Origin of the sequence: Anaerovibrio sp. JC8, from assembly GCF_002100115.1 — a bacterium.
Classification (GTDB): domain Bacteria; phylum Bacillota; class Negativicutes; order Selenomonadales; family Selenomonadaceae; genus Anaerovibrio.
In genome coordinates, this window is sequence record NZ_ANBM01000001.1 from 162,039 (window position 1) to 187,674 (window position 25,636).

Sequence of the window (25,636 nt, forward strand, 5' to 3'; positions counted from 1 at the left end):
AACTGCTTATCCAAATACCCGCTTGGAGATTTCTTTACCTGTCCTGGTAAGCGCCAATCCGCCCTCGGCAGTTTCCTTTACGGTGCGAGGCAGGCTTCGGCCAATACGGTCCATGGCATCAATAACCTCATCCACCGGAATAACAGACTCTACTCCGGCCAGGGCCATATCTGCCGCCACCATGGAATGAACCGATACAAAGCCGTTTCTCTTTACACAAGGTACCTCTACCAGCCCTGCCACCGGGTCACAGGCCAAGCCCAGCAGATTCTTTATGGCCAAGGCCACTGCATGGCCCACCTGGTCAGGAGTACCACCGGCCAGCTGCACCATGGCCCCAGCCGCCATACCAGCCGCCGTACCGCACTCAGCCTGACAACCACCATAGGCACCGGCAATAGATGCATTGGCTTCAATTACCAGACCAATTCCAGCTGCAGTAAACAATGCATCCAAAATCTCTTCCTCCGTGTTGTGGTTCTTTTCCGCCGCAGTTTTTATAGCCGCCGGCACAATACCACAGGAGCCTGCTGTTGGACAGGCCACAATCCGGCCCATTACCGCGTTAACCTCGCTGACACCAACAGCGCTGGCTGCCGCCGTCATTACTGTTCGTCCCGTATAGCTGTCATCCCTATGGGCATATATTTTTACAGCGTCACCACCGGTGAGTCCACTAAGGGATTTATCCTTATTGGCAATACCCCGCTCAATGGATTCCTGCATTACATGCCAGTTATCCTGCATGGACTTAAGCATATGCTCCTCACTTTCAAAGGAATGCTCCTGCTCATATTCCATGGTGATTTTACCAATGGTGGTTTTTCTTTCTTTTGCCAGCTCAATGAGCTCTTTTATTGAATTAAAATTTACCATGGGTTCCTCTCCTATATAGCTGGTACTGCAAAGGCATTTTCAATAACACCGGTGCTGCGGCAATCCTGAATAATATCCTCTGTCAGCTCTTCATCCGTCTCAATAATCATCATGGCCTGCTGGCCGCGGTTACGCCGGAAAACCCGCATAAAGGCGATATTTACATGATGCTTGGCCAATACATCGGATATTTCCCGAATAACACCCGGTTTGTCCGTATGTACAATAATCAGGGACGGATATTGGCCAGTAAGGGCAATCTGGAAGGTATCTATATTGCGTACCTCAATATTGCCGCCTCCAACAGAAGCACCACCAACCGTGATTTGACGGCCGTTTACCCCTGTCATGACAAATACAGCCGTATTCGGATGGGCGTCACCCAGATCAATTGGAGCAAAGGAATATTCCAAGCCCCGCTCCCTGGCAATTTCCAACGCATCCCGAATACGCTCATCCTCCGGTGAAAAGCCCAGCAAGCCGCCTATCAGGGCCTTATCCGTACCATGCCCCCGATAGGTTCTGGCAAAGGATCCGTGCAGCAGTATCTCCGCCTTTGCCACCGGCTCCCCCAAAATTTTTCCTGCCATCAGGCCCAGACGGGCCGCACCAGCTGTATGGGAGCTGGACGGACCTATCATAATAGGGCCTACAATGTCAAACACACCTCTCATAGTAACCTCCTAAATAAAAAAGGGACTGCAAAACTCAGTTGCAGCCCCTAAATATGACTAAAGCAGATTATGTGCCTCCAGGCACTTCTCCAGCATAACCTCGTGCTCCGGCTCCATCTCTGTCAATGGCAGGCGCAATGGTCCGGCATTGTAGCCCTTCATACGCATAGCAACCTTGACAGGGATAGGATTTACCTCACAGAACAAGGCACTGATGAGGTCAATAAACTCAATCTGCAGCCTGGATGCTTCCTGAACCTTGCCATCAAAGAACAACTGGCATATATCATGGGTTTCCTTTGGTGCCACATTGGACAGGACGGAAATAACCCCCTGGCCTCCCAAGGACAGGATAGGAACAATCTGGTCATCATTGCCGGAATAAACAGCCAGATCATCACCGCATGCATGACGGATTTTGGCAATCTGGGACAAATCGCCACTGGCTTCCTTAACTGCCACAATCCGTGGATGCCTGGACAGCTCCTTATAAGTGGACAGCTGAATATTTACCCCGGTACGGGACGGAACATTGTACATAATAATAGGAATGTTCACGGAATCAGCAATGGCTGTATAATGCTTAATCAAGCCCTTCTGGGTACATTTATTGTAGTATGGAGTAACCACCAGCAGGGCATTGGCCCCAACCTTTTCAGCGTACTGGGACAGCTGAATGGCATAAGCAGTCTCATTGGAGCCGGTACCGGCAACCACCGGAATACGGCCGGCAACCTTTTCCACTGCATATTTAATAGCGGCTTTGTGTTCTTCATCAGACATTGTAGCGGACTCGCCAGTAGTACCAGTAATCACGATGGCATCCGTACCACCGGCAATCTGGTCCTCAATAACACGACCCAGCTCTTCGAAATTGATCCCATCTTCGGTAAACGGTGTAATAACGGCTACACCCGCACCTCTAAAAACAACATCCTTCACAAAAAAACCTCCAAACATCGTCATGCTACATAACTAAGATAATTATCACATGGGGAGTGAACAAAGTCAATCAATGTCCACAAAAACCGCCACAATTATTAATCCATTACCCGGGTCAGCTTATCAAAGACATCCTTATTGTTTTCAAGAACAGTTTCATTACCGAAAACACAGATATTATCGGCTGCCATGGCTGCCTCAATAGCCGGAGCCAGGTTTCTTATATCTGCCGGAGTGGTGGAAAGGATCTCATCCCTTACCTTCTGACGTTGCTCCTGGCTGTACTTTCTGAAATACAGGCTCTGGGCAAAGCTACCGGTCATTTTTGGAGTCAATGGCATATCAGCATTGCTGATGGTACCAATAATATATTTAGTCATTTCCCGTTCATCTGAATCAAAATTCTTCAGGAAATCAGCAGTACCATCAAACACCTGCAGGGTTTCCTTCAGCTTAGGGTCACGATAGGACAGGAACATTACATTGCCATTGCTGTTAATGCTGGTCATGGCTCCATAAGCGCCACCCTGAACCCTTATCTTAATCCAGAAGTATTCGTATTTAAGCATAACCTCCATAACCCGGAGATAGCCCGGCACATCGTAGCCCAGCTTTATGAGGTTGCCGCCCTTTCCTACATACTGCACCTGGCTGGAGGACAGCAGGGCTTCCTTCCGGCTTTCCACCGGCAGATTATAGGCTACCCTAGGGGCAGCGTCCGCCTCCTTATTATTCTTCAAGGCTGCAATAAGCCGTTTTATTTCCCCTTCAAACTTGCCATAATCTGCCTTTGGCATGGTTACACCAATGGTAAGACGCTGACTGCTAAATAAAAGCTTTTTAATCTGCTGGAGCTTGGCCTTGAAATCCGCAAAGCGCTCATCAAAGTTATCCGCCAAATCCTTCAAAATTGGATAAAGGGACAGCTCACCCATTTCCTCAAAGACACCATCCTTGGAAATAAAGGAGGCCAAACGGCTGCGGGCCACGGCTACGGAAGAATTCAGCATTTCCATTTCCATGCCCACCTTGGACTGGACAATCAGTTCCTTTAAGCGGGTATCATTGTCAAAGAGAGTCTCATTGATAATCTCCTCCATCAAGTCCACGGCAATTGGCAGATTGCGGTAGAAAACCTTGGAGGTGAGCCTAAACATTGGACGGAACTCATCAGGCTGGCCGGCAATCGGGAACACATCAATATCGCCCCCCATACCGCCGGTATAGAAGGTAACCTTCTTGCTGAGCTCAACATAATCATTGGAGCTGGTATCTACCCGGCCCATAAGGTCATTGAACAGGAAGGCATAAGGAATCAGCTCCTGTGGAACAACGTCCATGTCAAAATACAGTGAATAATATACTATCCCCTTGGTATCAACGTCAGAGAACAATACCTTTACACCATCAATTTCCTTTTCCTCAAGCGGGAAAACCCGGGCCTTAGGATTAATATCGGAAATTTTAAGCAACGGTATGGAAGACAGGGCCTCCGGGCTGTCCGGAGTCTGCTGACGTAGCTTCAGCTTGGCGGCTGCATCAATGAGTCCCTGGATTTCCTCCTGACTCATGCCGGCCTTGACCTTGGCCAGCTTTTCTTCCATTTTCCTGGTATTATCCGCCGCCATGGTAACATTTGGCTTCAATACTACCAAAGCACCAAATTTATTATCCAGAAGCTTGGTCTGAATAAGTTCCTCATAGTAACGGGTGGACAGCTTCTCCCTAAGGGATACCAGCAATTCCTCATAACGAAGCATAATCAACGGATCCCGGTCATAGAGCCAGCTGTTCATCATGGTCAGATTATAAATGAGGCCCTTCGGTGCAGTACCAAAATCAGACTCCCGCAGACGGAATTCCATGCGGTTCAGGGTACCCTCCAACAGATTACGGTCAATGCCCTCTTCCACGATTTTCGCCAAGGTAGTGCGGATAACCTCCACAAACTTATCAGCATGCTGTGGCTCAGAGCCGTTCATTTCAATGCTGAAGAATGGCTGCAGCATTGCCCCGTCAAAGCTGGAGGACACATCCTGACCTATGCCGGCCTCAATAAGGGCCATACGCAAAGGTGACGCATGATTCTTTAAAAGAGCATCCTCCAAAATGGACATGGCCATCAAATCTTCAACTTCATCAGTATCACCGGCCACCACGGAATAGGACAGGAAGGTCTTGGCCTCGGTGGTTTCGGCCTCACCAATAGGGTAATCGGCTACCACCTGCTTAATCTCATTAAAGGCCTTCTGTGGCTCAATGGTGGAATTCACGTCCACAATATCAAAATGGCTGAGGTATTCCTCATCAATAAACTTCAGCTGCTCCTCGATATTCATATCTCCGTAAAGATAGATATAGCTGTTGGCCGGAGAATAATACTTCCGATGGAATTCCTTAAACTGTTCGTAAGTCAGATTTGGAATTGCCACCGGATTACCGCCGGACTCATTGGAATAGGTTGTATCAGGATACAGGGCCCGCATGATTTCATTGGCCAACAAATCCTCCGGAGAAGACAGGGCACCCTTCATTTCATTATAAACGACACCACTGTACTGCAATGGCTCCTCAGGCTTTTCGATTTCGTAATGCCACCCCTCCTGCATAAGAATCTCAGGATTTTCCAGCATTACCGGATAGAATACCGCATCAAGATAAACATCCATCAGATTATGGAAATCCTTGTCATTGCAGCTGGCCACCGGATATACGGTCTTATCCGGATAGGTCATTGCATTGAGGAAGGTATTCAGAGAACCCTTAACCAGCTCCACAAAAGGCTCCTTTAACGGGAACTTGCGGGAGCCGCACAGAGTTGAATGCTCAATAATATGAGGCACGCCAGTATCATCTGTGGGCGGAGTACGGAAGGCAATGGAAAATACCTTATTATCATCCTTGTTTTTCAGATACATCAGGCGGGCGCCACTCTTAATATGTTTAAACTCAAAGGTGTCGGAAGCAACCTCCGGCACATTGTCAATTTTTATCAGCTTAAAGCCATGGATAACGTCATTTACATTCATAAAAAATGACCTCCTTCAATTTTCATCCCACGCTAACAGGTGCTAAGTCTCCCACCTCTTAGGTGGGGGATAAGCACCCATAAGCTCTGGATCAATTCGACTGAATTCAGTGGGAGTATAAATCTCCCGCTGAATAGTCTCATTGAACTAACGATATTAGTATAGCATAAAATGATAACTTATTCAGATGGAGTTTTAAACTCCACCTGAATTTAGTTGAATTTTATTGTCAATGAAAATAAAGCAATTTAAAACTGCCCCATGAAAACTCACAGGGCAGTCAAAAAGCAATTATTAATTTGCATCCTTGGAAATGGTCTGCTCACTCTTGCCCAGCACCCAGCCAAGAACCTTCAATTCTGCATATACCATAACCTTCTGCTCACGAAATTCAGCCTTTGCAGACTTCAGCTCCTTATACTTCTTGCAGGAAAGATTGTATCTGGCAGTAATCTCTGCCGTACTTCTCATCTTTTCAGGCCTGTTGACAGCATGGTCCTTCACCAATTTATTAACGTTCTCATTAACGTTCTCATTAACATTTTCATTAACGACCATAGAGCTCACTCCGTTCATTAGATTATGCTTCAAGTATACAGCAGATTTATCACTTCTTCAAGCGTTCCAAAGCCCAATGAGCTATATCATGGCGGAAGTGGGCATCCTTGAAATGGATTTTATCAACGGAGGCATAAGCAGAATCCACTGCGTCCTTGATACCAGCTGCCTTGGCCACTACCCCCAGCACACGGCCGCCATTGGTGTAGATGTGACCATCCTTTTCAGAAGTACCGGCATGGAACACGATGTTGCCGCCCACCTCTGCTTCCTTAAGTCCGGTAATCTCGTCACCCTTGTTGTATTTCTTTGGATAACCGCCGGCTGCCATAACAATGCACACAGCAGCTCCCTGACTCCACCTAACCTCAGTTTCAGCCAAGGTGCCATCAATGCAGGCCAGCATAACATCCACCAGATCACTTTCCAAAAGTGGCAGCACCACCTGGGTCTCCGGATCACCAAAACGGGCATTGAATTCCACTACCCGTGGGCCCTGGTCAGTAACCATGAGACCGGCATACAGACAGCCCTTATAAAGGCGGCCTTCCTTTTCCATGGCCTTGATAACCGGGTCCAAAATAAGCTTCTGGGTTTCTGCCAAAAGCTCAGGAGTACCAACCGGAGCCGGTGCATAGGCACCCATGCCACCAGTATTCGGTCCCTCATCGTTATCATTAACCCGCTTGTGGTCCTGGGAAGGCACCATGGGAATAATGGTCTTGCCATCAGTAAAGCACAGTACGGAAACTTCCTCACCGGCCATAAATTCCTCTACCACCACACGGCTGCCGGCACTGCCGAAAGCACCGTCACCCATGATTTCGTCAATAGCCCCCAATGCTTCATCAAGGGTCATGGCCACAATAACGCCCTTACCGGCAGCCAGGCCATCAGCCTTAATTACAATTGGGGCCCCTTCAGCCTTGATGTATTCCTTGGCTGCTGCCGCATCAGTAAACACCTCATACTTGGCAGTAGGGATATTGTACTTCTTCATCAAGCCCTTGGAGAAGGCTTTGGAGCCTTCGATTTCAGCCGCAGCCTGCACCGGACCAAAGGCCTTGATGCCAGCCTTATTGAAGGCATCTACCGCACCATTGGTCAATGGAACCTCCGGGCCCACTACAGCCAATTCCACATCATGCTCCTTGGCAAACTTTACCATGGAATCATTATCTGTAATGGAAATCTCCGGAACACACTCCGCCAGGGATGCCATGCCAGGATTGCCAGGAATAGCATACAGCTTGTCAGCCTTGGCACTCTGAGCCAGCTTCCATACCAAAGTATGCTCTCTGGCGCCACTGCCGATTACTAAAATATTCATTACTTATTCACCTGCTCCATAAGATAGTTCTGAATGCAATCATCATACTCAGAAGTATGCCTGAAAGCCTCCTGAGCCAGCTCCATACGGAGCATACCGCTTACACAGCCGTTCTTTTCAATCTGCTCTGCCACCTCGGCATAACGGCCCGGATTGGTAATAACGGTAACATACTTGAAGTTCTTGGCTGCAGCACGAATCATTGCCGGTCCACCAATATCAATGTTTTCAATTGCCTCAGCCAAAGCCACATCCGGACGGGAAATGGTTTCCTTAAATGGATAGAGATTTACTACTACCATGTCAATACCGGTAATCTTGTGCTCCTTCATGGCCTGCACATGATTAGGATTATCACGGACTGCCAGAATACCACCATGAATCATTGGATTCAGGGTCTTTACACGGCCATCCATAATCTCAGGAAAACCAGTAACATCACTGACATAGATAACAGGAATACCCGCTTCCTTGATAGCCTTCATAGTACCGCCGGTAGAAACAATCTCTACTCCTGCTGCATGAAGTCGCTTTGCCAGCTCAACCACACCTGTTTTGTCAGATACACTGATTAATGCGCGTTTGATTTTCATAGTAAAGTCTCCTTTATTAGTAAAGTTATTGTTTTATGCGTACATGACGGTCGTCAATAAGCTCCAGCTTCCCGTCAACATATAGCTCAATAGCCTTTGGATAAAGAACATGCTCCTTGGTCAGCACCCTGGCCGCCAGAGTGTCCTCCGTGTCATCATCCATAACCGGCACCGTATCCTGCAGGATAATCGGACCGTGGTCCATCCCCTCATCCACAAAATGGATAGTGCAGCCGGATACCTTTGTACCATAAGCCAGCACATCCCTATGGGCATGAGCCCCACCGAAGGATGGCAACAGGGATGGATGAATATTTAAAATCTGATGGCGGTATTCCCCTACAAAATATGGACTTAAAATACGCATAAAGCCTGCCAGAATAACCAGGGTAACCCCGGCCTTTCTGAGCTCAGCCACCAGCTGCTCCTCAAAGTCCTGCTGGTCCTTGCACTCCTTACGGTTTATGCAGACACTTTTAATCCCATTTTCCCTGGCTACAGCAAGGGCTCTGGCCTCCGGCTTATCGGTAAGCACTATTCCTACCTCAGCCTTGATCTGGCCGGACTCAATAGCAGCCAGAATAGACTGCATATTGGAACCCCGGCCGGAGCAGAGAATACCTAATATATGCTTACTCATTGAACACGCCGCCTTTGGTAATAACCTCATGATTGCCTGTAGTTACATGGCCAATCTCAAATACCGGCTCATTCTTGGCCTTAAGGTCAGCCTTGATGGCCTCAGCATCCTCACGGGACACAATAAGGACCATACCAATACCCATATTAAAGGTACGGTACATTTCCTTCCAGTCCACGTTGCCCCATTTCTGAAGGAGCTTAAAGACAGCCGGAACTTCCCAGGCGGTGGTATCCACTACGCAGCCCATATCATCAGGCAATGCCCGCGGAATATTCTCGTAGAAGCCACCACCGGTAATATGAACCATACCGTGAATATCATATTTCTCAATCAGTGGCAGACAGGTTTTCGGATAAAGTCTGGTTGGCGTCAGCAGCTCCTCACCAATGGTCCTGCCCAGCTCCTCAATGAACTCGTCACCCTTGTAGACCATCTTCTCAAATACAATCTTGCGTACAAGGGAATAGCCATTGGAATGAACACCGGAGGACGGCAGCGCCAGAAGTACATCATCCGCCTTTACCTTTTCACTGGTAATGATTTTGGATTTGTCCACAACCCCCACAGCAAAACCAGCAATATCATATTCCCCAACAGGATAGAAACCGCTCATTTCCGCAGTTTCGCCGCCAATGAGAGCACAACCGGATTCCTTGCAGGCATTGGCAACACCCTTTACAACAGCTGCAACCTGCTCAGGATCCAGCTTGCCAACTGCCAGATAATCCAAGAAGTAAAGTGGCTCAGCCCCCTGTACCAGAATATCATTTACGCACATGGCCACTGCATCCTGACCAATGGTATCATGCTTGTCCAGCATAAATGCCAGACGAAGCTTGGTACCAACACCATCAGTACCGGAAACCAGCACTGGCTCCTTGTACTTTCCGGTGTTCAGGGCAAAGAGACCGCCAAAACCACCTAAATCACCCAAAACCTCAGGACGATAGGTAGCCTTTACGCTATCCTTGATAAGCTTTACAGAGTAATTACCGGCATCAATGTCAACACCGGCGTCACGGTAGGTCAGCTTTTCTTCCATTTATATCCCCCATTAACAATCTTTCTTTTTCTTTCTGGTTTCAAAAATATACTTATCTGCCTCAGCAGGAGACTGGGTCTTCTGCTGAATTGGATAACCGCCATTGAAGCATGCAAAACACATATTTTTTGGATTAAGCTGCGGTACACACTTTTTCAGGTCCTCCAGCTCCATATAAAGCAGTGAATCAGCACCTATATACTCACGGATTTCCTCCACCGACTTGGTGGCAGCAATAAGCTCCTTGCGGGCTGAGGTATCGATTCCATAGAAGCAAGGGAAGCCAATCGGTGGTGAGCTGATAACCATATGCACCTCTTTGGCTCCGGCATCCCGCAGCATTTTTACAATTTTGCCGCTGGTGGTACCACGAACAATGGAATCATCCACCACGATAACAGACTTACCGGCTACCACGGATTTAACCAGGTTCAGCTTCAGCTTTACCGCAGTATCGCGCTGCTTCTGGCTTGGCTGAATAAAGGTTCTTCCAATGTAACGGTTCTTGATAAGACCGCTGACATAAGGCAGTCCTGCCTCGTAGGCATATCCGGAGGCCGCCACATTGCCGGAATCAGGAACAGATATTACGATATCACCCTTGCATTTTGCCTTCTTTGCCAAAATGCGTCCCATCTCAAAGCGTGACTCATGAACACTCTGACCGTCAATGATGGAATCAGGCCGGGCAAAATAAATAAACTCAAATACGCACATGGATGGCTTAGGCTTGGCAAAATGGTGAGACTCAATACCATGCTCGTCAATTACCACCATTTCACCCGGCTCCACATCACGGATGAACTCTGCCCCCACCACGTCAAGACCGCAGCTTTCGGAGCTGAGCACATAGCCACCATCCTCCAGCCTTCCAATGCAAAGCGGACGGAAGCCCTGAGGATCCCTGGCTCCAATGAGCTTGTCCTCAGTCATTATTGTGAGACAGTATGCACCCTTGATTTTCTTCAGGCTATCAATGATTTTCTCCTCAATGGTAACCTTTCTCGAACGGGCAATAAGATTTACAAAAACCTCAGAATCAATGGTAGTCTGGAAAATAGTGCCACTTTCCTCCAGCTTTTTGCGGATTTCACCGGCATTGGTAAGATTACCATTATGAGCCAATGCAATCTTGCCACCGGAATAGGAAACCATTAATGGCTGAGTATTGGCCAACAGGCTGGAGCCAGTGGTGGAATAACGCACATGGCCGATGGCAATATACTGATTTTCCATCTGAGGTATCTGATGGCGGAACACCTCACGGACAAGGCCCATACCACGGCTCACGTCCATCCAGGCTCCGTCAGTGACAGCAATACCTGTACTTTCCTGGCCGCGATGCTGCAGGGCAATAAGTCCATAGTAAGTCAATTCGGAGACATTGAATTCCCGGGAGTAAACGCCAAAGACGCCACACTCCTCCTTCATCTTGTCTTCTTCTAAATCAATCACTCTAAAACCATCCTATCTAAATATTCAATAATCGTGAATTAGCGAACTTCGCCGGTCAATCTCTTTAAGATTTCCTTGTAAGCGTCCTCAACATTGCCAAGGTCACGACGGAAGCGATCCTTGTCCAGCTTCTCCTTGGTTACGGAATCCCAGAAGCGGCAGTTGTCAGGAGAAATCTCATCAGCCAGGACAATCTTGCCATTCTTGTCACGGCCGAACTCCAGCTTAAAGTCAATGAGATCAATGTTCTTGGTCTTGAGGTAATCCACCATAATCTTGTTGATCTTCAGGGACTGAGCCTCAATCTCGTCCAGCTCCTCAGCAGAAGCCAGCTTGCAGGCCAGTACATGATAGCGGTTTACCATTGGATCACCCAAATCATCATTCTTGTAGCACAGCTCAATAACAGGCATGGACATAGGAGTACCCTCCTCCAGGCCAAGACGCTTTGCCAGGGAACCGGCGGCCACATTGCGGATAATAACCTCCAAAGGAACGATGTCCAGCTTCTTAATCAAAACATTGCGGTCATCAATAACCTCAACAACATGGTTCTCGATGCCCTCTTTTGCCAACAAATCAAAGAAGAACATGGTAATCTTGTTATTCATGATACCCTTATCCACAATTGTACCCTTCTTAGCACCATTACCAGCGGTAGCATCATCCTTGTAGTAGCAAATCAGCTGGTCAGGGTTCTCAGTTGCGTACAAAATCTTTGCCTTGCCTTCGTAGATTGCGTTCTTCTTTTCCATTGTTTAAATAACCTCCATTAAATAAACCTAAAAAATAAATCTATATGTAAAAACAAAAGCTTAGTCCTTGTTAAGTGACTGCTCAACCCGCTTAGCCTTTGCTTCAACATCGGAAACCATCTTTTCCCTATACTTAACAAGCTTATCAGCAATATCCTTGTTGGACAGAGCGAAAATTTCTGCAATAAAAATGGCGGCGTTTTTTGCTCCGTTAATTGCCATAGTAGCTACAGGTATGCCTGAAGGCATCTGAACTGTACTAAGCAATGCATCCATGCCGTTTAAGGAAGTAGCATTTATAGGTACTCCAATAACCGGCAGGGTGGTATAACTCGCAATAACGCCACCTAAGTGTGCTGCAGCACCAGCTGCTGCTATGAATGCTCCTACACCTCGCTCCGGTGCAGTAGACACTATTTCTTTAACCTTGCCAGGGGTACGGTGTGCCGAAGCTACAACAACCTCTGACTCTATGCCAAACTGCTTTAAAAGCTCATATGCCGGCTTTAAGATTGGCCAATCTGAATCGCTACCCATAATAATGGCTGCTTTCATTTCCTTCTTCACTCCTCTGTTAAAAATTGAATCTTACCAGACGATAACTTACCCATACAATATAACATCAAAAATAAAACACTGTCAACGAAAAGGAGCCCTTTACCTCCCCTGTCAACAGTGTCTATATTACTTCAGCTTGATTGCTATTAACATGCAGTCTTTATCATCGGTTTTTCGACCACAATTGTACTTAAATAATAATCAGTTACATGATATTCACGGTCAAAGCTGCCGGCAGAAATTGCTTTTGCTGCCTTAAAATCATCCATGTCAGGAACTACGTTATGACCCTCTGCGTTGTAGATGGCAATAACAGTATCATTAACCATGTCCATGAATACCACCTTGTCAGCCCCAATACCATTTCTGAAAGCTGCCAGCTTCTGAACAGTCCGGCCGTTCATGAGGGATTCATTGTAGTCAAGTACCAGATATTTAATGTTGTTTATGTCTAAGCCATATACGATTTGCATGGTCAAAACCTCCTTACCTTTGATGGTTTTATTATAGCAGGCATATTTTACACAAAATATGAAAATATTGCTATTTATATTGCAAAAAGTGCTATAATAGGGTCATAAAGGTAATATTAGTGGTAGAGACAGTTATCCAGAACACAGCCACAGTGCTAAAACGCCCTGTGTCTTAACTGTTCTATGTAACCGCCCCCTACCCCCATGAGCTCTGCAACTGCTTAACTACGGGAGATACTACTATGTCTGAATATTTTAAGAGAGGATACCTGCACCAGCACTTTCGCATCTTTCATTTGAAGGATGTTTCCATGAAGGAAGTACCCTTTCACTACCATGACTTCCATAAAATAATTCTTTTTATTGCCGGTGAAGGACAATACATTATTGAAGGAAAAAACTATCCTTTGAAGCCCCGGGATATTCTTTTTGTCAGTGCCGGAGAAATTCATCGTCCGGTCACCTATCCCGGCAAGCTTTATGAGCGTATCGTTATCTATGTGTCCCAGGAGTTTCTTACCCACTGGAAGAACAACACCTGGGGAGAAAATAAAAACGATCTTTCCCAGTGCTTCAAGCTGGCCCGGGAAACCTCCAGCGTTATGCACATGCCCAAGGGGCCGGAGCATGATCTGCTATACCACATGAATAAGCTGGAACGGGTGGACCATGAGCAGGGCTTTGCCAACCAGCTATATACCGAAATTCTCTTTATCGAGTTTATGATACTGCTAAACCGGGCCCTGCAGGACAACCAGCTGCAGCAGCTTCATGATGCCTCCTACGACCCAAAGGTCCAACTGGTTCTGGAATATATAAATTCTCACTTAGAGGAGGACCTGACCGTGGATCAGCTTGCCGATACTGCCTTTGTCAGCAAGTACCACCTCATGCGAAAATTCAAGGCCGAAACCGGCTACAGCGTCCACCAGTACATCACCAGCAAGCGGCTTCTCCTGGCCAAGGAGCTTCTAAACACCACCGCTTCCCCTATTACGGATATCTGCTTCCAGTGCGGTTTCCGTGACTACTCTGCTTTCTCCCGGGAGTTTAAAAAGCAGTTCAAAGTCTCTGCCAGAGAATACCGAAAAGGCTAAAAAGCAACAACACAAAAAGTCCCATGACTTTTGCAGCTACTCCTGCATTAGTCATAGGACTTTTTTATTTTATAGCTTTATTCTATTTGAGAACTTATTTTGCCATCAGCTCTGCAATCTTGTTGGCGAAGTCAACAGGATTTTCCGGCATAATACCCTCGATAATAAGGGCCTGAGTGTAGAGCAGGTCGCAATAATCCTTGAAATCCTGATTATCCTTGCCGGCGGAGTGCAAGCCCTGGAGACGGGTAAAGAGGGCGTGATGTGGATTAATCTCCAAAATACGCTTAGCCTTGAACATAGGGTTATCCATGGCTGCGAAGGTATGCTCCATGGACAGGGACGGGCCCTGAGCATCAGCCACCAGGCATACAGCACTGGACTTCAGGCGGGCGCTGATTTTAACCTCAGCTACCTTGTCAGACAAGGCCTCCTTAATGTCCTTGATAAGGTCATCGTTGGTCTTTGCCAGCTCCTCAGTTTCCTTCTTAACCTCCTGGGACTCAGCATCGTCCAAATCCAGGTCGCCACGGCTGATGGATTGGAACTCCTTGTCCGCATAGGTGCGGATAGCTTCAATGGCAAACTCATCCACTGGATCAAGAAGGTAGAGAACCTCAATACCCTTTTCCTTCAAAAGCTCCATCTGTGGCAGCTTCTCGATGGTAGCCTGATCCACACCAGTTGCATAATAAATCTTCTTCTGGCTCTCAGGCATACGCTCCACGTATTCCTTCAGGGATACGTTCTTGCCCTCCTTGGAGGATACGAACAGCAGCAGCTCCTTCAGCTTGTTGATGATATCATTGCCGGTGAACATGCTGTTATAGATACCGATTTTCAGGGACTTGCCGAACTCAGCCCAGAACTTCTCATAACCCTCACGGTCCTTGCTGAGCTTTCTCTCCAAGGATTTCAGGATGGTCTTTTCCATGTTCTTGCCGATGGTCTTCAGCTCGCGGCTCTGCTGCAGCAGCTCACGGGAAATATTCAGGGAAAGGTCAGGAGAATCAACCAGACCCTTTACGAAGCCCAAGTAATCCGGCAGCAAATCCTTGCACTTGTCCATGATAAATACGTGACGGGAATAGAGCTGAATACCTGGCTCATAGTCAGTATGATAAAGGTTAAATGGTGCCTTGGCAGGAATGTACAGGAGAGATGTGTACTCTACGGTACCCTCAGCCTTGTTGTGGAATACCTCCATTGGTTCTTCCCATTCATGGAACTGAGTCTTCAGGAACTTGCTGTATTCCTCCTGGGTAATATCGGACTTATTCTTGGTCCACAATGGCTGCATGGAGTTAAGGGTGCGAACCTCAGTCTTCTTAATCTTTTCTGCACCTTCAATTTCCTTGCCCTCTTCGTCCCGAGGAGTTTCCTCAGTTTCAAAATTCATCTTGATAGGATAACGAACATAGTCAGAATACTTCTTTACCAGGCTCTGGATATTCCAATTGTCAGCAAAGTTTTCCTCGGCATTGTCACCATAGAAATCCTTGCCCAATGTAATGGTAATGGTAGTTCCTCTGGTTTCCTTATCGCACTCCTCCATGGTGTAAGAGCCGTCACCGGTGGACTCCCAGCGTACAGCGTTCTTTTCACCGGCCTTGCGGGTCACTACAGTAACCTTTTCTGCAACCATAAATGCAGAATAAAAGCCTACGCCGAACTGACCAATCAGATTATCACTGATTTCCATATTGCCGGCATTTTCCTTTTCCTTCTTCAGCTGCTCCAGGAAAGCCTTGGTACCGGACTTGGCAATGGTACCAAGATTCTCCACTACCTCTTCCCTGTTCATGCCAATACCGTTATCAGAAATGGTAAGGGTATGGCTTTCCTTGTCAGGAATGAGGAAAATCTCATAATCCTCGTTGCCCTCCAAAATTTCCTTGTTGGTCAGGGATTCAAAATGCAGCTTGTCGATTGCATCGGAAGCGTTGGAAATCAGTTCCCGCAGGAAGATTTCGTGGTTTGTATAAATGCTGTGAATCATGAGATTCAGCAGCTGTTTCGTTTCCGCCTGAAATTCATGGGTTTCTTTTGCCATTTTTAAAGACTCCTTTATATAAATGATGTTTTTGATAATTTTTAGCACTCCCATAGTCTGAGTGCTAACTCACAATTGATATAATACATCAAAAAGTCAAAAATGTCAAAGTGTCGCAAAAGAAAAGAACCCGTACTTTTGTACAGGTTCTTGGAAATTCACTTCTTAATTATTTTTTCTTCTTTTTTGGCAGCTTGGAAAGCTCCAGGAATTCCTGATACTCAGAGGTTGGCCACTGCTTGAAGGTGGTCAGACCAGCATTGTAGGTTGCTACACCAGGCACTGAGATTTCCGGACTGTCAATTAAGGAAATCATGAAATGACCGCCGAACTCTCCTGGCAAATAGGTCTGTACCATCTGGCTTTCTGCTGTAATAGTATCATCAAAGGTACCATCACCGTTGGTATCAACCTGCAGCTCCTTCGGAGTAACACCATAAATGCCATAAACATTTTCTGCTACCTCTACCACCCGGGTATTGGTCAAAACATGCTTGTTGGCAAAGTTGTCCAGAATGGTCTTGCGCTCATCATCGGAAACACTGCCGGCATTGGCCGGAATCTCTCCCTCATCATAAGCATTGATAAGCACTATCCAGGCCTTCTTTACATCATCCACATTCCCCTCGAAAATAAGGATATCACCCTTGGCGGTTTCGTCAAACAGGCTGGCCGGTACCACGTTAGGCTGGGTTGGGCACATAATGCTGTAGCCGTAGCGGGTGCTGGTGTACTTGTATGGCAGTGAAACATCAATCGTAACATCTCCATTGGCATCAGCATTTGCAGTAGCAGCTGCCGGTGCTGCTGCCTCCTCGGCAGATACAGAGGACATGGCAGGCACCATGAGAAAAGCTCCCATCATGATGGCCATTAAGCTCTTTGATAACACGTTTTTAATCTTCATTATTATTCCCCCACAATTCAATTTAAGTTGAATTTCTCTAATGGTTATTCTAGTTACCAATTTTGAAAATCTAGTGAAAGTTGTATTAAATAAGCATTAAAACTTACCTATATATTCTATCAGCATTGTCAAGGCCTTGTCAGTAGTTTGCCGCTTTATTTCAGTACGGGTACCGGAAAATAGGTTTTTAGTCACAACCACGCCTTTAGGTCCGGCAACGGAAATATACACCAAGCCCACCGGTTTCTCCACGCTGCCACCACCGGGACCCGCAATTCCGGTAATTCCTACTCCAATATCGGCACCAATTCGCCCCTTGATCCCACTGGACATTTCCTTTGCAGTCTGTTCACTTACTGCACCAAATTCCTTTAATGTGGCTTCCTTTACCCCCAAATGTGACATTTTCACTTCATTGGTATAGGACACAATTGATCCCAGAACATAAGCGGAGCTGCCTGCCACATCCGTAAGGCGGCTGGTCAACAGTCCCCCGGTGCAGGATTCAGCACAGGCGATGGTCTGGTGGGTATCAAGCAGTGCCTGTCCCGCCTGTTCTTCTAATGTTTTTTCCATAATTAATCAACCAGCTCTCCTACCAGGTCCTCAGTAAAGCCCTGGAGAATTCGTACCTTGACCACATCTCCCACCTGACTGGTTTCATCATCTTCGATATAAACCAAATCATCCACATCATCAGCCTGACGATAGGAACGGCCATAAGGCATGCCTTCATCAGTATGCCCCTCCACAATAACCTCCAGCACCTGTCCCGTGAGAGATTCGTTAATCTCCTGGGAAATGAGGCTCTGCACAGCCTTGATTTCGTGATAGCGGTCCTGCATAACTTCCTCCGGAACCTGATCCTCCATATCCGCAGCAGGAGTATCCTCCTCCTTGGAATAGGTGAAGAACCCCGCATGGTCAAACCGCTGCTCCTCCACAAAGGCCTTCAGCTCCTGGAACTGCTGATCAGTTTCCCCAGGGAAGCCCACTATAAAGGTGGAACGAATAACTACTCCAGGCACCCGATCCCGCAGCTTCTGCAGCAGCTCCGTAATCTGCTCCTTGGTATCCGGACGGCGCATCCTTCTCAGCACCTCATTGCTGGCATGCTGCAATGGAATATCCACGTATTTAACGATTTTTTCTTCCTGGGCCATGAGATCAATGAGCTCATCGTTGAAGAAGCGTGGATAGCTGTAAAGGGTTCTGATCCACTTAATCCCCTCCACCTGACACAGCTCCTTTAACAGTTGGGCCAGCCTTGGCTCGCCATAAATATCATGGCCATAATTGGTGGTGTCCTGGGCAATAAGGACAATTTCCTTAACCCCGTTCTCTGCCAGCTGCTTCACCTCTGCTACAATGTCCTCCAGCTTACGACTGCGGAACTTTCCCCTGATAAGAGGAATTGCACAAAAGGCACAACGGTTATTGCAGCCCTCGGCAATTTTCACATAGGCGGTATATTTAGGAGTAGTAGGAATTCTGGGAACCGACGCATCATAGATAATTTCATCCTCGCCCTTCACCACAACCCGGTTGCCCTTTAAGGTTTCATCAATAACCTCGGTTATACGGTCCCAGGCCTCAGTTCCAATGATGCCATCTGCTTCCGGCAGCTCATCCAAAAGCTCCTGGCCATAACGCTGTCCCAGACAGCCAGCAATAATCAGGGACCTGCAATGGCCCTTATCCGGCTGTTTATACTCAGCCATATTCAAAATTGTATTTATGGATTCCTCCTTTGCAGACTGAATAAAGGCACATGTATTTACAATGAGAATGTCTGCATCCGAAGGGGCATTTACCAGTTCAATATTCCGTTCCTTAATCAGGCCCAGCATTACCTCTGTGTCTACCAAATTCTTGGAACAGCCAAGACTTACAAATCCTGCTTTCAAGCTTTACCTCCTAAAATATCCGTTTTATCTGCCAAATCTTACTTCCTTCAGCCAGCGGTCCAACAACTGTTTCCGTTCCTTTTCGGGATAATCCGCCAACTGCTCGTACAAAATCACATTCTTGCCCGAAAAATGCTTGGCCGCCATAAGAGAACCATTGGCTGGAATAAAATAAAAGCCGTTATTCATCATGACAAGCTGTGGCTCATCCGTAAGCATCCAATTAATAAATTCCCGGGCCTTATCACTGTTGGGACTGTTAATAAGCTGTCCTACTCCCGTAAGAGTGTAAGCCGTACCCTCCTCCGGGTAAATAAGCTTCAAAGGGTAACCCTCACCTATATAGCGCAACGCCTCACTCTGCACCACAATGGAAATATCCGCCTCTCCCATTCCGGTCATACGGGCCGGAGTGGACAGATACTTGGCGTACTGCACCACATGGGGGTGAAGCTGCCTCATATACCCCAGGGAATTATCCTCGCCATTTTGGGCCACCATAAACATGTATATGTTGGCAGCATTATCAGCAGCCATAAAATCAGTAATGCCCAGACGATAATTCTGCAGTTGTCCCAGCTCCCGCCAGGATGCAGGAATATGTGGCAAACGCTGCATATAATCAGTATTTATACAAAATACCACCGGGTCATACCAAAGTCCAATCCAAAAGCCCCTGTCATCCTTAAAACGGTCGCTGACCACATCACCATGCTCGGAAATATAAGGCTGGAGCCAGCCATCAATGGCAGTCCTTCTGAGCACGCGGCTGTCGGTCATTATCAGATCTGCCTTCCCGGTATCCTTTATCTTATTCACAAGCTCAGCCTCGGTCATGGGAACGAAGGTCACACGAATCCTGTAGCTCTTTTCATAGGCTTCTGCCACCGGCTTGACATTTTCCGCCGGCAGGGTAGTATAGACAACAATATTTCCCTGCAGCCGGCTGTCATCATAGCCAATACCACCATTGGTGAAATACAGGGCACAGAATATGGAGGCTGCAATCATAAGAAACGAGGTTATCAGCAGCATTGAATATCTTTTCATATACTATACACCATCGATTCAAAAACACGAAAAAATTAAAATTAAAGAAAATCCTGCAAGGAAATGAAACACCCTTGCAGGACTTGCAATTTAAACTGAATTATTTGTTTGAGCGCATCCACACCGGAATGTCAATTCCGTTGGCCTTGTAGAAGTCCTGTTTAGGCATGCCAATGTTGGCCGCATTCGCACCCTGGTTGCCAAATACCGGAACTCTCATGCCATTTGGCCGAGCCTGCGGCTGTTGTGGCTGAGCCCCCACAGTGGCAGGTGCACCCACATTCTGACGACCCTGCTCGGACTCAAAATCTGTAGCCACTACGGTAACACGAATGGTATCACCCATAGTATCATCTACAGATACACCCCAAATGATGTTGGCATCCGGATGTGCCTCTGCAGTAATGCTCTGGCTGGCCTCATTGAGCTCCATCATGTTCAGGTGTGATGTCTCACCAACGAAGTTAATGATGACGCCTCTGGCACCGCTTACAGATACCTCCAGCAACGGAGAATTAACTGCCTCACGAAGTGCTGCCATAGGGGCATTGTCACCGCTGGCCTCACCGATACCCATGAGAGCCGGGCCTGCATTGCTCATTACAGCCTCAACATCAGCGAAGTCAAGGTTTACATAACCGGAATCATTAATGAGATCGGAAATGCTCTGTACACCCTGACGAAGAATATCATCTACTTCCTTAAAGGCATCAATGAAGGAAGTGGACTTGTCAATAATGCTCAAAACCTTTTCATTAGGAATGGTAATGATGGTATCAACACGCTGACGCAGTGCCTCTACACCAGCCTCAGCTCGCTTGGAGCGCATACGTCCCTCGTAGGAAAACGGACGGGTTACCACACCAACGGTAAGGGCACCAATCTGCTTGGCACACTCTGCTACCACAGGAGCCGCACCAGTTCCGGTACCGCCGCCCATACCGGCTGCGATAAATACCATATCAGCACCCTGAAGTGCTTCAAGAATTTCTTCACGGTTTTCCTCAGCTGCCTTGGCACCAACCTCAGGACGGGCACCGGCACCCAAACCACGGGTAGCCTTGCCACCAATCTGAATACGGATGGAAGCCAAAGACTGGGATAATGCCTGGGCATCAGTATTTACAGCTATAAACTCAACACCCTTAACACCGGCATTGACCATGCAATTTACTGCATTGCTGCCGCCACCGCCGACACCAACAACTTTAATTACGGCCTTGTCATCAAAATCAAAATCATCAAACTCTATTGGCACTCGAAAAACCCCCACATGTATTCTTTAATTCGTAAATATTGTCAATATACTCATACATTGAATATTATAACATTTATCAATTTCAAAATCCATAGTTAGCGGACCCGAATTATTGCTTTTTAAGCAGGTGCTGGCGAATAAAACCAAGGTTATTAAAAATTCTTAAGCCAAATGCTAATAGGGCTACATAATATAAATCAATTCCCAGTCTATCACCCACATATACCAGGAATGCCGCCATTAAAGAATTTGTAAAAAAACCGGAAATAAAAATCTTATCATCAAAGGTTCCACCGCAGGCTGCCTTTATACCGCCAAAAACTGAATCCAGACAGGCCATAAGAGCCACTGAAAACAGGCTGGAATACCCGGCCGGTATACCAAAGGGCACCAAAAAGCCCAAAACAGCACCGATGAGGAGACCTACTGCCGCATAAATCATTTTGTCTCCTCCTCTTTTTTGGAAGTAGTTGCCAGCTTATATTTTGCTGTTGCCTTGTAAGCCGGAATCCAAACATTATCCATTGGCTGAATTGTCAGGCTGATACCCCATACCTTAAGGGAATCTGCCACGCCGCCACGCATATTAATGGAATTTACCAGATTGTCCTTGTCACCTATGGCACGAATCTCAAAAGGAGGTGCTGAACGAACATTATTAACAGAAATAGTGGGGCCGGCACAGCGAATCTCAGAATTTGCCGTAAGCCGCTGTCCGTTAATTGACAAGGCCTCTGCCCCAGCTGCCCGCAGCTCGTTGACTACCTTTAAAATATCTTCATCGTGAACCAGATACAGGTTGGGGTCATTTTCCATCTTGGCCTTTTTGGCACTATCATCAATGGTAATTATAACCCCTGGTCCCTCCAGCGGGGTCATGCCGGAAATCATCAGAATATCATCTGCCAGCTTTTCCGATTTGGCATCCCCGGACATTCCCTTCAAAACACGGTTTTCCTCTTCCAACTCTTTATTCTCTGCTTCTGCCTGATGAAGGCGGGCTGCCAGCTCCTCCACACGCTGGGATGGCTGGGAGGCCCGGATGTCCTCTGTACTCTTGAACTGGATAACCAGCATAAAACCTAGAACCATGCAAACACAGGCAATAGACAATCGCCCTTTTTCCAACTGCATTTTTCTCCTCCTATACCGACTATTCCTTTAACTTAATAGAATAGGAACCATCAAATCTGGCATCCACATATTCGATAGGATGCTTGGCCTGCTTGACCTCACGGTTAACACTCTCCGTAATTTCCAGCTTTCTCTGCAGGCTGTCCAACGCCCCCATTTTCAGCTGAACTGAATGATTCATGTAAACAATCACATTATTGGGGTCTGTAATATTAATCTCGGCAATGCTGATGGCTGTATCATGGTTAAGCTTATCAAGGAAGTTTAGAACCTTATTAAGCTGTTCATTTTCCACAGTATCCCCTACAAAGAGGTTGGAAACCTCCACTCCACTGACAATTGGCACCGGAATCTGGGCCAGGGTTCTGTGCGCGTCCAGAACAATACCTCCCCGGCCAACCTCAAGGTAACCATAATCACATTTTATAATGGCCAGTGGAATACGCTCCACCACCTGAATATCCAAGGAATCAGGGAATTTCCGCCTTACAATGGCCTGCTCAATTCGAATATCCTTGGACATGGTCTGCATAATTTCATCAGTAGCCAGCTGAAAGAGATTTTCCCCCAGATTAATACCGGATATACGAACAATCTCCTCATCAGGAAGATAGGAGTTGCCGTGAACATTAACGTGCTTCAGCACAAACACAGGAGACAGGGCAATGGCTATAAAGGCCAAAAATGCCGCCAACACCCCCAGCACCCTTAAAATGCCGCGACGTGTTATCATCTTGCGGGCAGGGCGTTCATGAGCAGCTTTATCAGCAGCCTCAGCTGCCTTTCTTGCTGATTTTGATACATTTCCATTGATGACCGTATCATCAATGGATTCTGTGGAAGCAGCTTCCCTGGAAATAGGTTCCCCCGCAATAAGCGGCCTGTATTCCATCGTATTATCGACTATTTCTTTGTTTTCGACATTGTCAATGTCTTTATCCTTCATAATTATCAGTCCTCAAAACCGGCCATATAAAGAATCTTCTGGCAAAGCTCAGGGAATTCCATGCCGGCGGCACGGCCAGCATCAGGAACCAGAGAGGTTTCCGTCATGCCTGGTACTGTATTGACCTCAATAGCATACGGCTTATTATCCTCACTGAGCATAAAATCAACTCGGGCCACACCACAGCAGCCGCAGACAGCAAAGGCTTTCTTGGCAATATTCTGGATTTCCCGGGTCAGCTCATCCCCCACAGGTGCCGGAATGATATGCTGGGAAGCACCAACCTTATACTTGTTGACATAATCATACCAGCCCTCTGAGGTAGTAATCTCAATAATTGGCAGAGCCTCCTGCTTCTCCTCATTGCCATATACAGCAACAGTGAGCTCCCGCCCCTTGATAAATTCTTCCACCAGAACAGCATTATCATACTTAAAGGCCTCATTAAGGGCATCCTCAAGCTCCTTGGTCTCCTTTACAATAACCACGCCAATGCTGGAGCCCTGGGCTGCCGCCTTAACTACTACCGGAATTGTGAATTCCTCCACAATTTCCTTGGCCAAATCCCGCTGCTTATGTTCAAAGCGGTAATATGTATGGGACCGTGGAGTTGGAATATCCCCAGCCTGGAAGAAACGCTTGGTAGCCACCTTGTCCATGGTAACCGCCGCAGCACAGACCCCGGAGCTGGTATATGGAATCCCCAGCATTTCCAGAGTCCCCTGAATAATGCCGTCCTCACCAAATTTGCCATGAAGGGCATTGAACACAAAATCCGCCTTCATCTCCCGAATCTGATCCACAAAGGTTTCCGGAACCAGCTCCAAGCCCACTGCATTATAATTCTTGGATTTTAAAGCATTTAGTATAGCCGTACCGCTGCGACGGGAAACTTCCCCTTCACTGGACGGCCCGCCCATTACAACAACAATCTTCTTACTCATGTATAAATAAACTCCCACGTATTTATTTTTATGAAATTACTTCAACAGCTCGACCAGCTCTTCACCGCATTTGACAATATCGCCGGCACCCATGGTCATAATAAGGTCCCCCTCCCGGGCGATGGACTTCAGATAAGCCGCAATTTCCTTTTTATCCTGGATGTAAACTGTCTCCTGACCAGTCTGCTGTGCCACTTCCCTTACCAACAGCTCACCGTCAACCCCCGGAATTGGATCCTCCCCGGCGGAATAAACATCCGTGAGCACCAGCAAATCTGCTTCAGCAAAGCAGCTGCCATATTCCTTCTGCAACAGCTGGGTACGGCTGTAACGATGTGGCTGGAACGCACACACCAGCCGCTTTGGCTGAGTCTGACGGGCTGCCTTCAGGGTGGTGGCAATCTCCGTTGGATGATGGGCATAGTCGTCTACAACCCAAATGCCCTGGGCCTTGCCCTTGGTCTGGAAACGGCGCTTGGCCCCGTTGAACATGGTAAGGCCCTCGGCCATCTGAGCCACGGTCTGTCCCATGGTTATACCAGTTACCACACAGGCCATAGCGTTAAGCACGTTGTGACGGCCTGGCACGTTCAGCTTTACTGTGCCCAAATTCTCCCCATTATGCATTACATCAAAGGAAGTACCGCTGGCATCCGCCTTGATGTTGGCCGCCATATAGTCGGCCTCATGGTCAATGGCATAAGTCACGATCTTGCGATTGACGTTCTTTACAATATTTCTGATATTCTCGTTATCAAAGCAAACCACGCCCCAGCCATCTTCCCGAATCTGGTTAAGGAACTGGGTAAAGGCCTTGATAATATTTTCCATGGTACCATAATGGTCCATGTGGTCGTTTTCCACATTGGTAACAATACCGATGTAAGGATAATATTTCAGGAAGGTACCATCGCTTTCATCAGCCTCGGAGACCAGATAATCACTCTGTCCCAGCTTGGCATTACTGCCCAGATAATCCACTTCACCGCCGATAATAATGCTTGGTGATACCCCTTCATAATCCAGGGAAACACCCAGCATGGAAGTGGTAGTTGTTTTACCATGGGCGCCGGCTACAGCTATGCCCTTGGAGTTATTAATCAGAAAAGCATTGACATCGGAACGGTGCAGACGCTTTAAGCCCAGACGCTTGGCCTCCACCACCTCAGGATTCTCCTCCCGAATGGCACTGGATACCACAATGGCCTCGGTGTCCTGCACATTCTCTGCCCGCTGGCCAATATAAATCTTGGCACCTAAATCCAGCAGAATGCCGGTCATAACAGACTCCTTCACATCAGAGCCGGAAACCTTATATCCCTTTTCCACCAGAATCTTGGCCAGGGCACTCATGCCTGCACCGCCAATACCTACAAAATGAACCTTATTAATGCCTGTAAGCACTATAATAC

25 protein-coding genes are annotated in these 25,636 nt (G+C 47.2%); 1 reads left to right on the top strand and 24 read right to left on the bottom strand.

Annotated elements, in window-relative coordinates; all coding sequences use genetic code 11:
- Nucleotides 1–6 precede the first annotated feature (6 nt).
- The 13 genes from sdaAA to D081_RS00795 all read right to left on the bottom strand — a co-directional run bounded on the left by sdaAA (nt 7) and on the right by D081_RS00795 (nt 12,928).
- On the bottom strand, nt 7–876 hold the full coding sequence (gene sdaAA / locus D081_RS00735) for an L-serine ammonia-lyase, iron-sulfur-dependent, subunit alpha (RefSeq protein WP_085022223.1): 870 nt from the start codon (nt 874–876) through the stop codon (nt 7–9).
- 11 nt (nt 877–887) lie between these two features.
- Complete coding sequence (sdaAB, locus tag D081_RS00740) at nt 888–1,550, bottom strand: L-serine ammonia-lyase, iron-sulfur-dependent subunit beta (RefSeq protein WP_085022224.1); 663 nt, start codon at nt 1,548–1,550, stop codon at nt 888–890.
- Between the two features lie 57 nt (nt 1,551–1,607).
- Entirely contained in the window at nt 1,608–2,492 is an 885-nt protein-coding gene (dapA, locus tag D081_RS00745) for a 4-hydroxy-tetrahydrodipicolinate synthase (protein ID WP_085022225.1), read from the bottom strand.
- Between the two features lie 98 nt (nt 2,493–2,590).
- Complete coding sequence (locus tag D081_RS00750) at nt 2,591–5,521, bottom strand: insulinase family protein (protein WP_085022226.1); 2,931 nt, start codon at nt 5,519–5,521, stop codon at nt 2,591–2,593.
- Nucleotides 5,522–5,815: 294 nt separating this feature from the next.
- Nucleotides 5,816–6,079: a hypothetical protein gene (locus tag D081_RS00755; protein ID WP_085022227.1), complete on the bottom strand. Its 264-nt coding sequence runs from the start codon at nt 6,077–6,079 to the stop codon at nt 5,816–5,818.
- A gap of 49 nt (nt 6,080–6,128) precedes the next feature.
- Complete coding sequence (purD, locus tag D081_RS00760; protein WP_085022228.1) at nt 6,129–7,409, bottom strand: phosphoribosylamine--glycine ligase; 1,281 nt, start codon at nt 7,407–7,409, stop codon at nt 6,129–6,131.
- Nucleotides 7,409–8,002, bottom strand: coding sequence for an IMP cyclohydrolase (locus D081_RS00765; protein WP_085022229.1), 594 nt, complete (start codon nt 8,000–8,002; stop codon nt 7,409–7,411). Before D081_RS00765 ends, purD begins: the two co-directional genes overlap by 1 nt.
- Before the next feature lie 25 nt (nt 8,003–8,027).
- Nucleotides 8,028–8,642 carry a phosphoribosylglycinamide formyltransferase gene (gene purN / locus D081_RS00770; protein ID WP_085022230.1) on the bottom strand — a complete coding sequence of 205 codons (615 nt, stop codon included), beginning with the start codon at nt 8,640–8,642 and terminating at the stop codon, nt 8,028–8,030.
- Nucleotides 8,635–9,687, bottom strand: a complete 1,053-nt coding sequence (gene purM / locus D081_RS00775; protein ID WP_085022231.1) for a phosphoribosylformylglycinamidine cyclo-ligase — start codon at nt 9,685–9,687, stop codon at nt 8,635–8,637. The genes purN and purM overlap by 8 nt, the downstream gene beginning before the upstream one ends.
- A 12-nt stretch (nt 9,688–9,699) precedes the next feature.
- Entirely contained in the window at nt 9,700–11,118 is a 1,419-nt protein-coding gene (gene purF, locus D081_RS00780; protein WP_085022402.1) for an amidophosphoribosyltransferase, read from the bottom strand.
- A gap of 62 nt (nt 11,119–11,180) precedes the next feature.
- Nucleotides 11,181–11,897, bottom strand: a complete 717-nt coding sequence (gene purC / locus D081_RS00785) for a phosphoribosylaminoimidazolesuccinocarboxamide synthase (RefSeq protein WP_085022232.1) — start codon at nt 11,895–11,897, stop codon at nt 11,181–11,183.
- A gap of 60 nt (nt 11,898–11,957) precedes the next feature.
- On the bottom strand, nt 11,958–12,452 hold the full coding sequence (gene purE / locus D081_RS00790; RefSeq protein WP_085022233.1) for a 5-(carboxyamino)imidazole ribonucleotide mutase: 495 nt from the start codon (nt 12,450–12,452) through the stop codon (nt 11,958–11,960).
- A 149-nt stretch (nt 12,453–12,601) separates the two neighbouring features.
- The gene (locus D081_RS00795; protein WP_085022234.1) at nt 12,602–12,928 is read right to left on the bottom strand and encodes a hypothetical protein; all 327 of its coding nucleotides are present in this window, start codon (nt 12,926–12,928) and stop codon (nt 12,602–12,604) included.
- Nucleotides 12,929–13,170: 242 nt separating this feature from the next.
- On the opposite strand from D081_RS00795, the gene D081_RS00800 reads away from it, so the two are divergent.
- Nucleotides 13,171–14,025, top strand: coding sequence for an AraC family transcriptional regulator (locus D081_RS00800; protein WP_085022235.1), 855 nt, complete (start codon nt 13,171–13,173; stop codon nt 14,023–14,025).
- A 94-nt stretch (nt 14,026–14,119) separates the two neighbouring features.
- Here D081_RS00800 and htpG read toward each other — a convergent pair whose 3' ends face one another.
- From htpG to murC, 11 genes are all read right to left on the bottom strand, one after another.
- Entirely contained in the window at nt 14,120–16,078 is a 1,959-nt protein-coding gene (htpG, locus tag D081_RS00805) for a molecular chaperone HtpG (RefSeq protein WP_085022236.1), read from the bottom strand.
- 169 nt (nt 16,079–16,247) lie between these two features.
- On the bottom strand, nt 16,248–16,985 hold the full coding sequence (locus D081_RS00810; RefSeq protein WP_085022237.1) for a hypothetical protein: 738 nt from the start codon (nt 16,983–16,985) through the stop codon (nt 16,248–16,250).
- Nucleotides 16,986–17,081: 96 nt separating this feature from the next.
- A complete protein-coding gene (locus tag D081_RS00815) occupies nt 17,082–17,561 on the bottom strand; it encodes a CinA family protein (protein WP_085022238.1) in 480 nt (159 codons plus the stop codon).
- A gap of 2 nt (nt 17,562–17,563) precedes the next feature.
- Nucleotides 17,564–18,892 (bottom strand): 30S ribosomal protein S12 methylthiotransferase RimO, encoded by a 1,329-nt coding sequence (gene rimO / locus D081_RS00820; RefSeq protein ID WP_085022239.1) that lies wholly within the window; start codon nt 18,890–18,892, stop codon nt 17,564–17,566.
- Nucleotides 18,893–18,916: 24 nt separating this feature from the next.
- Nucleotides 18,917–19,942 (bottom strand): ABC transporter substrate-binding protein, encoded by a 1,026-nt coding sequence (locus tag D081_RS00825; protein WP_085022240.1) that lies wholly within the window; start codon nt 19,940–19,942, stop codon nt 18,917–18,919.
- Nucleotides 19,943–20,042: 100 nt separating this feature from the next.
- Nucleotides 20,043–21,200: a cell division protein FtsZ gene (gene ftsZ / locus D081_RS00830; RefSeq protein ID WP_143272057.1), complete on the bottom strand. Its 1,158-nt coding sequence runs from the start codon at nt 21,198–21,200 to the stop codon at nt 20,043–20,045.
- Nucleotides 21,201–21,309: 109 nt separating this feature from the next.
- On the bottom strand, nt 21,310–21,642 hold the full coding sequence (locus D081_RS00835) for a small basic family protein (protein ID WP_085022242.1): 333 nt from the start codon (nt 21,640–21,642) through the stop codon (nt 21,310–21,312).
- Nucleotides 21,639–22,334, bottom strand: a complete 696-nt coding sequence (locus D081_RS00840; protein ID WP_085022243.1) for a DUF881 domain-containing protein — start codon at nt 22,332–22,334, stop codon at nt 21,639–21,641. Before D081_RS00840 ends, D081_RS00835 begins: the two co-directional genes overlap by 4 nt.
- A 19-nt stretch (nt 22,335–22,353) precedes the next feature.
- Entirely contained in the window at nt 22,354–23,280 is a 927-nt protein-coding gene (locus D081_RS00845) for a cell division protein FtsQ/DivIB (protein WP_085022244.1), read from the bottom strand.
- Between the two features lie 5 nt (nt 23,281–23,285).
- Entirely contained in the window at nt 23,286–24,224 is a 939-nt protein-coding gene (locus D081_RS00850) for a D-alanine--D-alanine ligase (RefSeq protein WP_085022245.1), read from the bottom strand.
- Nucleotides 24,225–24,260: 36 nt separating this feature from the next.
- Nucleotides 24,261–25,628, bottom strand: a complete 1,368-nt coding sequence (murC, locus tag D081_RS00855; protein ID WP_085022246.1) for a UDP-N-acetylmuramate--L-alanine ligase — start codon at nt 25,626–25,628, stop codon at nt 24,261–24,263.
- Nucleotides 25,629–25,636: the final 8 nt, after the last annotated feature.